The sequence below is a fragment of the Lactiplantibacillus sp. B652 genome, assembly GCF_023806745.1.
GTDB lineage: Bacteria > Bacillota > Bacilli > Lactobacillales > Lactobacillaceae > Lactiplantibacillus > Lactiplantibacillus pentosus.
Genome location: NZ_JAMSKY010000009.1, coordinates 165,391 through 180,784, shown reverse-complemented (window position 1 = coordinate 180,784; position 15,394 = coordinate 165,391). Strand labels below are relative to the sequence as shown.

Below are 15,394 nucleotides of genomic sequence, written 5' to 3'. Positions count from 1 at the left end.
ACTCGCTTTCAATTGGTTTTGGTCGACTTAATTGTAGCACAGGACGATATGTCCTTTTGTTGTACATAAAAATAGTGTTGATGGATATTATCTATCAACACTAAATATCATAGACCCCAAAAAGGAGGTGCCCTAGAATCAAATCTAGGTGCACCTCTTTCGTTTTGATTGGACAACTCATTAAGCAGGTGTCACTACGTATTTTTCATAGCGTTGTGCATCCACGGCGTTCAGTTCGACCGTTAATTGGGTGCCATCCGCCAAGTAATCCGTTTTGAGAATGTTGGCATGGTCATTCAAGTAGGCGACCACGTCACCATCACTGAATGGAATTAATAACGTTGTCGTGACGTAATTCTTGAAGACTTTGGCTTTGATCATACTGGTCAAAGCTTGCAAGGAGGCTTCGTCACGTGCGGCATAAATCAGCTGATCATCTTGTTGGTTCGGGTAATCCGCTTCGGTTAAGTCCGCCTTGTTAAACGCATAGATCATTGGCACGTCGTGAACGCCAATTTCCTTCAAAGTCTTTTCAGTCGTCGCCATCATTTCTTTGTAATGCGGGTCCGCGTAGTCAATGACTTGAATCAGTAAATCGGCATTGGCGGCTTCGGCTAACGTTGAGCGGAAGGCGTTGATCAGGTTATGCGGCAAGTCACTGACGAATCCGACCGTATCGCTGAGCAATAACTGCTTGTTATCGGGGAAGGTCAGCTGGCGGATGCTCGTATCTAGCGTGGCGAACAGCATATCCTTTTCGAAGACTTGTTTATCTTCACCCTTACCGAACAGTTTTACTAAGCCGTTCATCGTGGTTGATTTACCGGCGTTGGTATAGCCCACTAAGGCAACGTTCGGTAGGCCGGCCTTATCGCGTTGGGCGCGTCGGACGACTTCATCCTTGTTGAGTTCCTTAAGTTCGTGCTTAGCGTGGCTGATGCGGTCTTGAATCGTCCGCCGATTCAATTCCAGTTGTGTTTCACCAGCACCACGGTTGGTAAAACCACCGCCACCACCAGCTGCGGCACCGGCTTGTTGGTCCAGTCGGTTGGAGATGCTGGTCCTCAAACGGGGGAGCTGATATTGCAGCTGAGCAATTTTGACTTGTAGTTTGGCTTCCTTGCTACGAGCACGGTTACCGAAAATCTCCAGAATCAACCCAGTGCGGTCGATAATTTGGATATCCGTTTGTTCCTCTAAGTTACGCACCTGACTGGGGGTCAGATCCGCGTTGATGACCATAATGTGCAAATCGTTGGCTGCTGCGACTTCTTTGATTTCGACAACTTTGCCTTTGCCGAAGAAGGTGGCCGGGTTGGGCTTTTCCAATCCCTGGTCGATTCGCAGGGCGGCGTGCATATTATTGGCTGCAACGAGCGCTTCCAGTTCGGACATCGCATAGTCGTAGTTGGCGACAGTCTTAGACATGCCGGCAATGATGACTTCTTGTACTTTTTGAGCGTTAGTTTCAGACATACACTCACTCCTAACGTGTTATGATTGAGTTAAGTATAACATGTCTAATCAAAATATTACGATTTCGGGCATTAGGGAGGAATTTATCTTGGAATATGTGCTTGATTTACGCAAACGGGTCGGTCATCTGCCGTTAGTCGTGGCGGGTGCCGCAATGATGGCTCAGAATTCAACCGGTAAAATCGTCCTGATCTATCGGACGGATAATCATTGTTGGGGTTTGCCCGCGGGGTCCACGGAACCGGGCGAGACGGTCCAGCAGACGGCCCGCCGTGAATTAAAAGAAGAGACGGGGTTAACGGTCGGCGACTTGACGTTGATCGACGTCTTCAGTGGTCCCAACATGCACTATCAATACCCCAACGGCGATGTCATTGACAGCGTCACGACGTTGTACCGCGCCAATACGACTGGCGGGGAGCTCATTCAGGCGACTGACGAAACGAGTACCGCTGCGTTCTTTGACCTTGATGATTTACCGTCACCACTGACGCCGTTGACCAAATGGATGTTGAAGGGTGAATAGACTTGACCACCTGAATTGGATTTGCTATAGTGGACTGAAATATTAAACAAACTTGTCACCGGACAACGTTAACGTAGCTTCCTTAGGTCATTGTGGAAGCCGCGTGGCGTTGTCCGTTTTTTTTCGAGGAGGAATTGATGATGACATGGATTTATTTAGTAATTGCAGGGATTTTTGAAGTGGTGTGGGCGACGATGATGAAGTTAAGTAACGGGTTCAGCCACTTGGGTTACGCGGCCGCAACGGTGGTCGGGATGATTCTAAGCTTTGGCTTTTTAGCGTTAGCAACCAAACACTTGCCGTTAAGTATTGCCTATCCGATTTGGACTGGTATCGGGGCAGTCGGCGCAATCATTGTCGGCTTAGTCTTTTTCAAGGATACGATTGCGCCGATCACGTGGGTCTTCATCGCCATGCTGGTCATCGGTATTATTGGCATCAAGGTCACGAGTTAGGCACTGATCACTAGCTGCCAATGTCGGGTGACTGGCTTGGATGTTTATCAGCACGAACGCGTGGTTTAGTTAGTTTGACAACTGAAACTGTCCTTGATTCAATGACTAGCGACTGATAGGCCGCCTTCATTGCGATTCCGCCTGCTTGCCAGCGAAGTTCTCGACTTGATGGGAAACGATTTCATAAACGACGCTTCGCGCAATGCAAACGGTGGTATAATGAACTTGAGAGATAGATGGCGGTCTAACCTCGTCTTGGACGGCTTCTGACAGCGATAAACCCACAGATGCCAGGCGTTTACCGTGTCTGCCACTTGCAACACGCAACGGCTCGGAAGGTTGCCTTAATTGCGGCGGTCATTCCGTGTATCTACCTAGTTGAGTTAACTCAATGGTTCTCAAATTTTGAAAGAAGTGACGTCTGATGATCTTTCCAGTTTTTAATTTAGGTCCACGCGATGCCGTGTTGTTGATTGCAATTTCTGTGATGTTAGTGTTAACCGTTGTTTTTCACTGGTCAGCATGGGAACTTTTATTTGCCGCTGTCGCAGTTATCGTTGCGTTCGTCGCAGGAGGCATGAAACCGAATAAAAAGAACGTGCTTGCTTTCTTGAAAAATAGTTCGGATTCAGGCAAGACGCGCTAAACCGCTGTGGGGCTAAACGTAGCCTTAATTGCCAGCAAATCATATTTTAGAAATCAATAAAAAACGCTCGCGACCAGTCAATAGTCGCGAGCGTTTCGTTTAATGTGCTGAATTATAGGTGTTGATTGACTTTCACGTCAGCTAAGTCCTGGGCGTAGTCAACGACTTTGATTTGGTCGCCGTCCACATCGATACGGGTCACGCTGCCGTTTTTGGGCCCCTGCGTGATGTCGATTTCAGGGGCGAAGCGTGCGACCATACTACGAATCGTGGTGCCGTGGGTCACGACGAGCACTTTTTCATGGTGGTCGTGGTGGGCTTTCAAGTAGTCAAACCCTTGATTGATGCGTTCCCAGTACATCGCATTGTCCTCAGCTTCGTGCCATGGATCGAGTTCGCGCATTAAGTCGCGTGTTTGGTCGATATGCACATGGGCTAGGAGTTCGTGCATACTCGTCACGCCGAATTGGTGCCCAATTAGTGACCAGGTCCGACTAGAATCATCACCTTCGTAGTAGCCGTAGAAGACTTCCCGGAAGTTCATCAGCGTCTTCAGGGATTGCGCTTCGGTGCCCATCGCCCGCTGGATGAGGTGCGCGGTGTCGATGGCCCGTTTGGAATCACTGCTATAAAAAGCATCGAAATGCGTGTCTGCGAGGGCTTGACCGACCTTGGTCGCGGTATTTTGACCATAGTCAGTCAGCGGTGAATCCGACCAACCCTGCATCCGATTATATAAGTTGAAAAACGTCTGTCCATGCCGGACAAAGTAAATTGAAAATTGCGCCATTGCTTACTCCTTACTTAGTCGAGATGGTCTTTGCGACCAAAGTAGTCTAACGAAACGGTATCATCGCTGATCGTGAATTTCGTGACACTGCCGTTTTTAGGCCGTTCGGGCGAAGTTAACGTCGCAAAGCGGCTGGCAATACTATAAATCGTGTTGCCGTGGCTAACGACGAGCACTTTGTCACCATCCTGGTGTTTGGCACGTAAGGCATCGAGACCACCATTGACCCGTTGCCAGAATTCATCGTTATTCTCAGCACGGTGAAAAGGATCGGCTTCCTTGCAGAAGTCCTTAGCCTTTTCAATCCCATACTGAGCAATGATTTCAGAGAGGCTCGGCGCTTGGTGGGGCGCACCGACCATGAACCAAGTCTGTGACGTGTCGTCACCTTCAAAGTAACCGTAAAAGGCTTCTCGGAAGGCCGCCATCGGTTCGACCGTCAAATCAGCGTTACCACTGGCTGGCAGCAGTAATTCAGCGGTGCGCATCGCCCGCGTCATATCGCTGGCGTAAACGGCGTCAAAATCAATGCCGTTGAGCATTTTACCCGCATTCCGAGCGTCCTGTTCACCGACAGCGGTGAGCGGGGAGTCGCACCAGCCCTGCATCCGGCGGTACTTATTAAAGTAAGTTTGACCATGACGAATCATGTAAACGGAAAAAGTTGCCATTATAACCTCCACTGCTTAATGTTCAAAACTTAGACACAATGTCATCATTCTACCATAAAATCAGCCGGCTTTAATTAGCGGTTGATAAGGCTTGGCGAATTTGAGCCGCACTCTGCTTGTTACTGGTAAAGATCAGCCGATCGCCGTACATGATGGTCGTGTTGCCATTTGGTGCAATTAGTTTACGGTTGCGGATGACTTGGCTAATCGTGACATCCTCGGCAAATTGTAAGTTTTTAATCTGAATATTCGTGTAACGGTGGTTGAGTACGCGCACTTCGTAGATACTGTTTTCGGTATCGTTGAGCAACAGTAAGGTCGATGGTGACTCAATCAGTGCTCGTAGCAACGTAATGTTGGCTTCTGGCGTATTGTAGACTTCGACGCCGAGTTCGCGCAGTTCATCTTCATGTTCGTTCAAGACGTTGCGGTCTTCAAAACGGACGATGATACGGCGCACACCATAGCTTTTGGCGGCTTTGGCGAGCTCGTAATTCCGTTCGGCGTCAATGTGACCGAGAATCAAGATGTCCGTATCGAAGACGCCGTGGTCCTGTAAGTCCTGCGCTGAAAAGTTTTCCATCAAGGTGACGGGCACTTGCGCGTGGTAAGTCTGGTAATTTTCCGGATGATTGGTATACATCGCCACGTCGTACCAGCCCTTGCGCAACTGCTGAGCCACGGGAACGGTACTCAAATTGGCACCGATGAAGTGGACGGACGTCTTGACCAGGTCTTCTTTTTCAGCTGAATACAGCTTGTTAAAAATCAGTGGTGAAACGATACAAGTCAGGAGCGCCGCTAGTAAGAAGGCGCCGGATTGGTCGGTCGTGATGGTCTTCATAGACTTAGCGACCCGCAAGACGGCCAAAACCATCGTCATCGTCGTTGCAGTCAGGGCGGTCCCAGCTAGTGCGTTAGCTTGTTTGAAGCGCAGTTTTAAAATCCAGAAACCACCGATTTTAGCGACCATGTAGGCCAAGAAGAACAGTGGAATCAGTAACAACGTCTTGCCACTCGTCAGCAAGGTCCGCAAGTTCAAGTCGACCCCGGTCGTGATGAAGAAGATTGGAATGAAGAAGCCGTAGCCGATCGCATCCAAACGTTCGCGGGTCGTTTCGCTCGGGTTGAGCAGTTTCAACACGATTCCGGCAACGAACGCACCCAGGATGTTTTCGGCGCCCACTGATTCTGCCACGGTGACCATTGTGACGATCAGGAAGAATGCCAGGCGGATGTCAAGCTGTGTTGTTGATTTATTAATATTTTGATAGAAGCGGAAAAATGGCTTGAACCGCAAGAGCAGCAGGGCGGCGACCGCTAAAATCAGTAGCAGTAACCAGAGACTTTGCGAATTGCTGCCATAGACGGAGGCATAAAGCGTTAGCCCCATCATGGGCACGAGTTCACCGAAGACGGAGATCAAGAGCACCGTTTGCCCAAACGCCTTACTCAGTAGTTCTTGTTCCTTTAAGGCGGCAATCACGATACCTAGGGAGATCGTCCCAAATAAAATCGTGGCGAGCCAGAAATCGCTGAAGAGGCCACTGGCTTTAAATGCCGCGGCTAGTCCCAACGATAACACGACGATCGTTCCGTACGCGTACACGGACAGCCGTACCGGTGAATATTTGGGCGTGTTGACGGCGTTTTTTTGTTCAAGCGGCGTGAGTTCTGTGCGCCGTTTTTTAAATAAGCTGAAGTCGATTTCCAACCCACTCAGAAACAGCAGGACGATGACCCCAATCGTCGATAGTTGAGAAATTAAATCGGAGGTGTTCACAAAATTGAACACACTTGGCCCGAGAATGATCCCAATAATAATCTCCATCACCGCGGTGGGCAGGCTGTTGATTTTGAATTTAGCCATAATGAGCGGAATCAACAGGGCCGCTAATAGAATAATGACTAAGGAAACTTGATCCATGAAATAATCCCTCGATTCGTTTTAGTATACACGTAGTTGATCGTCGTCAGCGCCCCAAAAGGCCTCACTGAGTTGGTCATCGGTCAAGACTTTTAACATCTGATCGACGCCTGGTGCTAATTTGTCAGGCGTCAAGGCGCTCAAAGGCTGCCAGCTGATGGCACCTTCGTAAGAACCGACTAACAGGTCGCCGTGAAATTGACTGGTGGTGTAAAGTGTCCCGAGTGAGACATCACCAGCGTCATTTTCGACCCAGGTGACCGTTCCGACTAGCTTGAGCCGTTCGACGGTCAAACCGGTCTCTTCCAAGACTTCACGTTTGATCGCCGCCACCTGAGATTCCCCAGGGTCGACGTGGCCGCCTGGGAAGGTCAACCCAGACCATTGCGCGTCGATTTTATTTTCGACAAGGACTTTACCCGTCTGCGGGTCGGTAATCAGGCACATGTTCACCAGTTCGGCACGCACGGTCCGGTCATGGTGCTCATGTAAATCCTTGGTCCGAAGCCAGTCTTGAGCTTTGTCATTGATGCTGGCCATAAACGCCGCCTTGGTTTGTAGATAAGTGGCGTCATCTTTCGCCGCCTTCTGCCGAATCGCCGTATACTTGCGGCCGTCAGTGCGATGCGCATTGAGATAGTCGCGGAAGGTCAGTAATTGGTGGTACTGGTCGGCGTCGGTCGTGATAATCACATGGATCAACTGACCGTCAAGCACGACCGCATACGTTTGGTTCGTCCCCGCAACGGGGTGCGCCGCAAGTTCAGCGATGGCCGCCGTGGCGTCTTCCACGAGTAGCGCAATATCAATCGTTGGTCGCGCCAATAGTTGTGGCATGGCAGTACTGCCAACGTGGCTGTGTTTTAATAAGTTGGCCCCGAGCTGCTGGCTGAGCAACGCCTGATAATGGACGGCTTGTGTTTGCCATTCAGCTTGATAAGCCATTAATTTGGTCGTTTTCATCCAATCCCTCCACTTTGTTTAAGTCATTGAAAGGATACACTTTTTGGCTGAATTTGAAAAGGAAAGACGTGTGGGGGTGGGGGAAAATAAAATTGAAGAGGATAGTTGACGCACGCCTTGGAAAGCGCTATCATTATTTGTAGATAAAAGAACGAATTAATTGGGATTGTAATAGCAATGTTTAGGCGCTACACAAAACCCGCTTAGTCAATGGGCTAAGTGGGCTTTTTTTATGGAAAATTCGCAATGGAATGGGGATGAAAAAATGCAAATCAAAAAAATTCTCAATAATAACGCCATTATTACGCATAACTCAAAACATCAAGAAATGATTGTGATTGGAAAGGCGATTGCTTATGGGAAGCATCCGAATGAGACCGTTGACGAAACAAAGATTTATAAGGTCTTTATGCCGGCAAGTCGCGGAGATCGTAAATTGATCTTAGACATGATTAATGAAATTCCAGTGCAGTTTTTTCAAATTGCCAAACAGATTGTTGATAAGGCGCAAATGGATAGTGACATTAAATTAACAGACAGTGTGTTTATTGCTTTAACGGATCATATTTCGTCAAGCGTTGATCGAATTAAGTCTGGATTATCGTTAACCAATCAGTTTTTGTGGGAGATTCGTAGTTATTATCCTAAAGAATACCGAATTGGGCAATGGGCGATTCGTTTAGTCAATGAAGATTGTCAGGTTCAATTGACCGATGATGAAGCCGGATTTATTGCACTGCATATCATCAGTGGTGAGCTTGGTGACCGTCTTGACGAATTTCATGAAGTGATTAATTTTGTCAAAAAAGTGACGAGCATCGTGACCTATCAATTATCGGTGGAAATTGATCGTGACTCGCTTGATTATAATCGATTTGTGACACACTTGAAGTTTTTTTGGCAGTACATGATGGATCAAAGCCATAAACGAGTCATTGGTGATTTAAGTGATGATATGTTAGCGGTTATTAAGGGGAAAAAGGTTGCGGCCTATGAGTGTGCGATGAAGGTAAAAGCATTTATTCAGCAAAATTACGACTACACGCTTACTAATGAAGACTTGCTATACATGACGATTCATATCGCCAGAATAACAGATAAAACATGATTGAGCTGGGCCTTGAGAAGATTTCAAGAACATGAGGAGGATAAATAAATGTATGATGAAATGAATGAAAAAATCATTGCAGGTGTGGGTGGCAAATCGAATATCAAGTCAGTCGTTCACTGTGCAACTCGGCTACGATTTGTTTTAAAAGATGAGTCAAAAGCCAATGATACACAAGTTTCTGAAATTGCCGGAATATTGCAAGTGGTCAAAAAGGCTGGTCAATATCAGCTGGTAATTGGAAACAATGTTGAGGACGTGTATAACGAATTAGTAGATAAGCTGCAGCTTGACGGCGAGCCTGATGATAGTGACCAAAAGGATAACAGGAGTTTGTTCGATAAGGTTATCAGTACCATTACAGGTTCAATTGCACCCGCCATTCCTTTGCTGGCTGGTGCCGGGATGGGAAAAGTGCTCCTGCTGATTTTAACGTTATCAGGAATTCTCAGCGAGAAGAGTCAGACGTATCAGATGTTGAACCTTATTTTTGACACTGGTTATTTCTTTATGCCTGCATTCATCGGATTCTCAGCTGCAAAAATTTTTAAAACGAATCAATTCTTAGGTGCTTTTATGGGATTAGTCACCGTTAATCCGAATTGGGTTGCGTTAGTTACAGCTGGCAAGGCAGTTCATTTTATTGGAATCCCTGTTCAGCTGGTCTCATACTCATCAACCTTGATTACAGCCATCTTATCCGTTTGGATGATGTCATATATCGAAAAGTTTGTTAAAAAGATTACGCCAGGAATGATTAAAGTGTTTGCTGAGCCAATGCTGATCATGTTAATCACAGCGCCTTTAACATTTATCGTTCTTGGACCGATTGCCAACTTGATTTCTATGGGAATTGCCGCTGTAAGTATGTTCTTGTATGAACATGCTGGTTTCATTGCCATCCCATTGTTAGCAGCAGCTTATCCGTGGTTGGTCTCGATTGGTATTCACAAGGCATTGAGCCCAATCAGTATTCAACTAGTTGCAACGCAAGGATTCGATCCAATTATCCGAGTGGTCGCACTTTGCTCGAACATGTCCCAAGCTGCGGCTTCATTAGCAGTTGGATTAAAAACTAAAAATAAGCAATTACGCGCTTTAGCACTTTCTTCGACAGTTACGGCTTATTTAGGTGGTATTACTGAGCCTGCAATGTTTGGTGTTAACTTGAAGTTAAAGAAGCCGATGTATGGTGCGATGATTGGTGGTGCCATTGCTGGATTATTTGCTGGATTTATGAAAATGAAGGCTTTTATTTATGTTACCCCCGGATTGTTAAGTCTACCGATGTGGGTCTCGAAGACGGAAAACTTTGTTGTGTTAGCCATTGCAACCATTATTATTGCAAGTATCGCAACCTTTGTTGCCACTTGGCTCATTGGATTTGATGATCCAGTGAGTGATGAGACGACAAAAAAAGAACAAGCTGAGGCTAATAAAATCGTAACGACTAAACACACAATCAACAGTCCAGTTGTCGGTGAAACACGGAAATTAAGTGAAGTGAACGACGAGACATTTGCGAGTGGTGTTATGGGAAACGGTATCGCGGTGATTCCGAGTGAAGGCCTGGTTGTTGCACCGGCCGATGGTATTGCATCCGCAGTATTTGACACTAGCCATGCAATTGGAATTCATTTGGATAATGATGCTGATTTGTTGATTCATGTCGGGATTGATACGGTTGAATTGAACGGCAAGTATTTTGAAACCTTAGTCAAGAAAGGTGAACGCTTTCATGAAGGACAGCCACTGTTGAAGTTTGATTTGGAGAAAATCAAGGCTGCCGGGTATGATCCTACCGTGATGATTATTGTATTAAATACAAAGGATTTCTTAGAAGTTTTGCCTGTACCGGAATCGAATCAATCTGTAAAAGTTGGTAATAACCTGTTAATGCTGGCATAGTTGGAGAAATTACAATGGATTATTTCAAGACGGCACCGAATTTTATGTGGGGAGTTGCCACTGCCGCAAATCAAGTGGAAGGTGGTTGGGATGAAGACGGAAAAGGAATGTCAATTGCTGACTGTATGCGCTATCGACCAAAAATAGATACAAATGATTATCAAGCTGTTAATCAAATGGACAGTCATGAAATTGAACTTGCGTTGGCTGATCATTCGACAAAAGGTTGGGCAAAGCGACATGGTGTTGATTTTTATCATCGTTATCGGGAGGATATTAAATTATTAGCAGCAACGGGTATCAACACGTATCGCTTCTCAATTAGTTGGGCACGTATTTTTCCAAATGGTGATGATACGGAACCTAACCAAGCAGGATTAGACTTTTATTTGGCAATTGTAAAAGAATTAGCCAAGTATCATATCACGCCGGTAGTGACTTTATCACACTATGAAATGCCTTTGAATTTGGTGCTAAAGTATGACTCTTGGTATGATCGCAGAGTAATTGATTACTTTGAGCGGTATGCTAAAACGGTCATTGATTATTTGCATCAGTATGTGCAGTATTGGATACCAATCAATGAAATTGATAGTATTATCAGGCATCCATTTTCGTCAGCGGGATTAGTTGCAGATCGTTTTCCTGAAGATAACTTTAAGACGGTCACTTATCAAGCCATGCATCATCAATTTATTGCGGCAGCAAAAGTGGTTGCGTACTGTCATCAAAACTATCCAAAAATGCAAGTTGGAAGTATGATAACCAGAACCATGGTTTATCCATACAATAGTGATCCTGATAATGTGTTAGCGGCAACTCAAACGATGCGCGATGTCTATGCATTTAGTGATATTCAAGTTCGTGGCAGATATCCAGCGTTTCTATTGGAGAAGTTGACAGCTGACGGAATCAAGATAAAGTTTGGCTCTAATGATAAAAAACTGTTGGCAGAAAATACCGCAGACTTTGTTGCATTTAGTTATTATTCATCCATTTGTACGGCAAGTGATACAACGGGGTTGCCTGTAACAAAGGCTAATCGCACTATTGGCGTTTATAATCAGTATTTGCCTGAGAGTGAGTGGGGATGGCAAATTGATCCTGTTGGACTCCGGCTATCATTAATTGACTTATATGATCGTTATCAAAAGCCGCTGTTTATTGTTGAAAATGGACTGGGCGCCGTAGATGAACTTGGGCCTGATTTACGAGTACACGATACGTATCGAATAAGTTATTTGCGTCAACATATACGCCAGATGTTGATTGCTATTGCGAATGACGGCGTTGAATTGATGGGCTACTGTATATGGGGAACGACTGATATGATATCAGCGTCTTCAAATCAAATGTCAAAAAGGTATGGTTTGATTTTTGTTGATTTAGATGATAATGGTGACGGTACCTATAACCGCTACTTAAAGGATAGTTATTACTGGTATCAACAACTATTGAGCTATGGTACTCAGATTCCGGTTAACTACCTGCAAGAAGCGGATACAAAGTTACAATGCTCATAAACAAGAGGGTTGCCTTCGAAAAGGCAACCCTCTTGTTTTCGCTAACCTATTGAGAAACCGTCCGTTGCCGAATCGTTTTGACCACCGCGGCGAGCATTGCGGGAACCAGTGCGACCACCATGATGCCTAAGAAGCACAGTGAGAGGTGCTCCTGCACAAAGTCGATGGAACCGAAGAAGTAGCCGAGTGAGCAACCGACGCTGACCCAGATGCCGACCCCAATCAGGTTCCAGAAGGCAAAGGATGCTTGTGGCATTTTAGAAGCACCCGCACTCAGTGGTACAAAAGTCCGAACGAGTGGGACGAAGCGGCCAAACATGACAGCTTTGGCCCCGTATTTGGTGAAGAAGTGTTGCGCTTTGATCTGCTTGTCCTGCGGGAGGTGCCGTTGGAGCCATGGTAATCGAATCAAGTGGCGGCCAATTTCGAAGTTGACCGTGTCGCCAATGACGGCGGCAACAAAGAAGACCGGCACTAAGATTTGAATGCTGAGGGCATCGCTGTGCGTCGCGGCCATCGTACTAGCGAGAAAAATCAGCGATTCTCCTGGGAGAAATGGAAATACGACCATCCCAGTTTCAAGGAAAATGACGGCAAATAATAGGATGTAACTCCAACTTCCAAGCGTTGTGAGTAAGGGCCCAATGCTTTGTTCCAAATGGGTTAGACTGGTAAGTAAATTGACCAACGGCAACACCTCCAATTTAAGTTGCATTTAGTATAACTGCTGTGGCCATGAAAAACAGATGTAATCGGTTACATTTACTTTAGTTTAACACATTCATAACTTTGGTAACCAAATGTTCAAACAATTTTACGCGAAAAAGCGAAAAGCGGCTGGTTTCATGGGTTATTAATTGAGTCGCGTCGCGGATAGTGATAAAATTATTGTTCGATATTTAGGAATGGAGGGCGTTCAATGGCTAAGTCAATTAAAGCTGCAGAACAGGAACACTTAGATCACGTCGTCGCAAAAATTAAGGTGGCTGAAGAACAACAAAGCCAGACCATTACGCGCTCGGAACAGGATCAGGCTGATATCAAGCGGGACTTGCTGAATAACATCAACATTAAAACGGATAGTTACGAAGGCATGATGGAGACCGGATTATCCGTGCGTCAGCAACAACAAATGATGGATGAACGGCAAAATAGTTGGAAACACGCGACTAAGCAGTTATCCACGCTTAAAAAGTTAGAGAAGAATGCTTACTTCGCTCGGATTGATTTTCATGAAAAGGGTGAACCAAAGTCTGAAACGATTTATATTGGCTTGAGCTCATTTTCTGACACGCCCGACCATTTTCTGATTTATGACTGGCGGGCACCGATTTCCAGTATTTATTACGATGGCGGTCTGGGTGATGTGACGTATCAGACGCCGGATGGGGAACAGACCGTCAATGTGAAGTTGAAGCGGCAGTTGATGGTCGAAGACGGCCAAATTTTGACGGTCTATGATACGGATGAGGTCGTTGGTGATTCGATGTTGCTGGAAGTTTTGGACGAGAAGTCGGATGTCAAGATGAAGAGCATCGTTACGACGATTCAAAAGGAACAAAACACGATCATCCGTGATACCAGCTCAGATTTACTGTTTGTCCAAGGGGCAGCTGGCTCGGGGAAGACGTCGTCCGTGCTCCAACGGGTGGCGTATTTACTGTATCGCTACCGCGGCAACTTGACGGCCGGCCAAGTGATTCTATTCTCACCGAACCAATTATTTAATGATTATATCAACCAAGTGTTGCCAGAACTTGGCGAACAGAACATGGTGCAAATGACGTACTTCCAATATGCATCATATCGTTTGCCCCATATGCAAGTCGAGACGTTGCAACAGCGATTTGAAACTGAAAATACGCCGCAAATGGCCAAAATTACGAAGTTGGAAGGTAGCTTAGCCTTTTTCAACGCAGTCACAACGTACGGCCGGCATTTGGAACAATCTGACATGCGTTTTCGTAATATTACTTTGAACGATGAGGTGATTATTTCCCGGGAAAAGATTAAGGAAATCTACTACTCGTTCAACGAAAACTACCATCTTGGCAACCGGTTATCCGCGACGAAGGAAGAATTGATCAAAATCTTGAATCGCAAGGTCGAATCTGAGATGCGCTCTAAATGGGTCGAAGAAGCGGTCCAAGACTTGTCGCGTGAAGAAATCAACCAGTTGTACGGTAACCAACCGCGGGAATTCAAGAACGGCGATAAGGAATTCAAGTTCCTGGCACGTAAAATCGTCATGCAGCGCTTAGGCAAGGCGCGGACCCAAATTGTCCGTAACCGTTTCCTGAGCATAAACATGCAATACGCCCACTTCTTACGCGAAGTGCCAAAGATTATCAAACTAGCTGATTACGGTATCTCAGCGGCGGATTGGGATGCAACGGTCGAGAAGAAGCTACAAGAAATCAAGGACCGCCACATCTCATTGACCACCGTTTCAGCGTACATGTACTTGCATGACTTGATGACTGGTAAACGTGGACAGCGCGATATTCGGTTCGTCTTCTTGGATGAAATTCAAGACTACAATGCCTTTCAGCTGGCATTCTTGAAGTTCAGCTTCCCACAAGCGCGCTTCACGATGCTCGGTGACTTGAACCAAGCAATTTTCACTAAGGAAAACAGTCATTCACTGATTAGTGAATTGGCGACGCTCTTTGACCCTGAAAAGACCCGGGTCGTGCAGCTGACTAAGTCGTACCGGTCAACGCAACAGATTACCGACTTTACTAAGGAAATCTTGGTCAATGGTGAAGCGGTAACGGCCTTTGATCGACAAGGCGACCGGCCAAATGTCTGTGTCACACCTGATTTTGAAGCGGGTGTCGACCAGGTCATCGACCAGTTAGCGATGAACGATTCTGAACGGGATACGACGGCCATTATCGGCAAGTCCTTAGCCGAATGCGAAGCGTTAACTAAGGCGCTCAAAGCCCGTGGCGAACAGGTCACGCTGATTCAAACTGAAAATCAGCGGTTGGCGCCTGGCGTCATCGTGGTCCCATCCTTCTTGGCCAAGGGGCTAGAATTCGACGCGGTCATCGTATGGAACGCTAATAAGACCAATTATCAGCGTGAAGATGAGCGTCAATTACTGTACACGATCTGCTCCCGGGCGATGCATGAACTAACCATCGTGGCGGTCGGCGAACTGTCACCATTATTGGCCCGCGTTGACGAGCAGTTGTATACGCTGGATGAGGCTAAGGTTTAGAAATGTTCAGATTATGATGTATTGGAACTAAGATTCAGTAAAGCTAAGATGTATTAAAAATAAGATGCGTCCTGGCTGTTAGGCTGAAGCACTGTTACCCGCGTGGTGATGGTGCTTTTTTTAGTGGCGACCGTTTGTGGGGAGACTTTTAGGCGGTTACCTGTTTTCCTGTGAG

General features: G+C 46.2%; 13 protein-coding genes. 7 read left to right on the top strand and 6 right to left on the bottom strand.

The features are described 5' to 3' along the window. Window positions 1–180: 180 nt before the first annotated feature. A complete protein-coding gene (gene hflX, locus MZO40_RS12055; protein ID WP_105920605.1) occupies window positions 181–1,476 on the bottom strand; it encodes a GTPase HflX in 1,296 nt (431 codons plus the stop codon). An 88-nt stretch (window positions 1,477–1,564) separates the two neighbouring features. Between hflX and MZO40_RS12050 the strand changes: the two genes are divergently transcribed. The 3 genes from MZO40_RS12050 (at window position 1,565) to MZO40_RS12040 (ending at window position 3,103) form a co-directional block, all read left to right on the top strand. Then, complete coding sequence (locus tag MZO40_RS12050; RefSeq protein ID WP_252133302.1) at window positions 1,565–2,002, top strand: NUDIX hydrolase; 438 nt, start codon at window positions 1,565–1,567, stop codon at window positions 2,000–2,002. A 140-nt stretch (window positions 2,003–2,142) separates the two neighbouring features. After that, a complete protein-coding gene (locus MZO40_RS12045) occupies window positions 2,143–2,457 on the top strand; it encodes a multidrug efflux SMR transporter (RefSeq protein WP_003637959.1) in 315 nt (104 codons plus the stop codon). Between the two features lie 424 nt (window positions 2,458–2,881). Continuing rightward, complete coding sequence (locus tag MZO40_RS12040; RefSeq protein WP_373869988.1) at window positions 2,882–3,103, top strand: hypothetical protein; 222 nt, start codon at window positions 2,882–2,884, stop codon at window positions 3,101–3,103. Window positions 3,104–3,215: 112 nt separating this feature from the next. Here MZO40_RS12040 and MZO40_RS12035 read toward each other — a convergent pair whose 3' ends face one another. From MZO40_RS12035 to MZO40_RS12020, 4 genes are all read right to left on the bottom strand, one after another. Continuing rightward, on the bottom strand, window positions 3,216–3,893 hold the full coding sequence (locus MZO40_RS12035) for a histidine phosphatase family protein (protein WP_065674525.1): 678 nt from the start codon (window positions 3,891–3,893) through the stop codon (window positions 3,216–3,218). A gap of 14 nt (window positions 3,894–3,907) precedes the next feature. Then, window positions 3,908–4,564: a histidine phosphatase family protein gene (locus tag MZO40_RS12030; RefSeq protein WP_003637961.1), complete on the bottom strand. Its 657-nt coding sequence runs from the start codon at window positions 4,562–4,564 to the stop codon at window positions 3,908–3,910. A gap of 70 nt (window positions 4,565–4,634) precedes the next feature. Next, window positions 4,635–6,491 (bottom strand): monovalent cation:proton antiporter family protein, encoded by a 1,857-nt coding sequence (locus MZO40_RS12025; RefSeq protein ID WP_105961073.1) that lies wholly within the window; start codon window positions 6,489–6,491, stop codon window positions 4,635–4,637. Window positions 6,492–6,512: 21 nt separating this feature from the next. Further along, on the bottom strand, window positions 6,513–7,454 hold the full coding sequence (locus MZO40_RS12020) for a GrpB family protein (protein WP_105961072.1): 942 nt from the start codon (window positions 7,452–7,454) through the stop codon (window positions 6,513–6,515). A gap of 265 nt (window positions 7,455–7,719) precedes the next feature. Between MZO40_RS12020 and licT the strand changes: the two genes are divergently transcribed. From licT to MZO40_RS12005, 3 genes are read left to right on the top strand one after another with little or no spacing between them, the layout of a single operon-like run. Continuing rightward, window positions 7,720–8,562, top strand: a complete 843-nt coding sequence (licT, locus tag MZO40_RS12015) for a BglG family transcription antiterminator LicT (RefSeq protein ID WP_101874328.1) — start codon at window positions 7,720–7,722, stop codon at window positions 8,560–8,562. A 48-nt stretch (window positions 8,563–8,610) separates the two neighbouring features. Then, the gene (locus MZO40_RS12010; protein WP_105961071.1) at window positions 8,611–10,470 is read left to right on the top strand and encodes a PTS beta-glucoside transporter subunit IIBCA; all 1,860 of its coding nucleotides are present in this window, start codon (window positions 8,611–8,613) and stop codon (window positions 10,468–10,470) included. A 14-nt stretch (window positions 10,471–10,484) separates the two neighbouring features. Then, window positions 10,485–11,993, top strand: coding sequence for a glycoside hydrolase family 1 protein (locus MZO40_RS12005; RefSeq protein WP_101873935.1), 1,509 nt, complete (start codon window positions 10,485–10,487; stop codon window positions 11,991–11,993). A 46-nt stretch (window positions 11,994–12,039) separates the two neighbouring features. Here the strand turns inward: MZO40_RS12005 and MZO40_RS12000 are convergent, their stop codons facing one another. Next, window positions 12,040–12,708: a DedA family protein gene (locus MZO40_RS12000; RefSeq protein ID WP_165861054.1), complete on the bottom strand. Its 669-nt coding sequence runs from the start codon at window positions 12,706–12,708 to the stop codon at window positions 12,040–12,042. 204 nt (window positions 12,709–12,912) lie between these two features. Between MZO40_RS12000 and helD the strand changes: the two genes are divergently transcribed. Then, on the top strand, window positions 12,913–15,219 hold the full coding sequence (helD, locus tag MZO40_RS11995) for an RNA polymerase recycling motor HelD (protein ID WP_105920597.1): 2,307 nt from the start codon (window positions 12,913–12,915) through the stop codon (window positions 15,217–15,219). Window positions 15,220–15,394 lie beyond the last annotated feature (175 nt).

Coding starts and splice junctions, on each gene's coding strand:
- MZO40_RS12000 (WP_165861054.1), bottom strand. CDS start 12,708: ATGCAACTTAAATTGGAGGTGTTGCCGTTGGTCAATTTACTTACCAGT.
- MZO40_RS12020 (WP_105961072.1), bottom strand. CDS start 7,454: ATGAAAACGACCAAATTAATGGCTTATCAAGCTGAATGGCAAACACAA.
- MZO40_RS12025 (WP_105961073.1), bottom strand. CDS start 6,491: ATGGATCAAGTTTCCTTAGTCATTATTCTATTAGCGGCCCTGTTGATT.
- MZO40_RS12030 (WP_003637961.1), bottom strand. CDS start 4,564: ATGGCAACTTTTTCCGTTTACATGATTCGTCATGGTCAAACTTACTTT.
- hflX (WP_105920605.1), bottom strand. CDS start 1,476: ATGTCTGAAACTAACGCTCAAAAAGTACAAGAAGTCATCATTGCCGGC.
- helD (WP_105920597.1), top strand. CDS start 12,913: ATGGCTAAGTCAATTAAAGCTGCAGAACAGGAACACTTAGATCACGTC.
- MZO40_RS12040 (WP_373869988.1), top strand. CDS start 2,882: ATGATCTTTCCAGTTTTTAATTTAGGTCCACGCGATGCCGTGTTGTTG.
- MZO40_RS12035 (WP_065674525.1), bottom strand. CDS start 3,893: ATGGCGCAATTTTCAATTTACTTTGTCCGGCATGGACAGACGTTTTTC.
- MZO40_RS12005 (WP_101873935.1), top strand. CDS start 10,485: ATGGATTATTTCAAGACGGCACCGAATTTTATGTGGGGAGTTGCCACT.
- MZO40_RS12010 (WP_105961071.1), top strand. CDS start 8,611: ATGTATGATGAAATGAATGAAAAAATCATTGCAGGTGTGGGTGGCAAA.
- licT (WP_101874328.1), top strand. CDS start 7,720: ATGCAAATCAAAAAAATTCTCAATAATAACGCCATTATTACGCATAAC.
- MZO40_RS12045 (WP_003637959.1), top strand. CDS start 2,143: ATGACATGGATTTATTTAGTAATTGCAGGGATTTTTGAAGTGGTGTGG.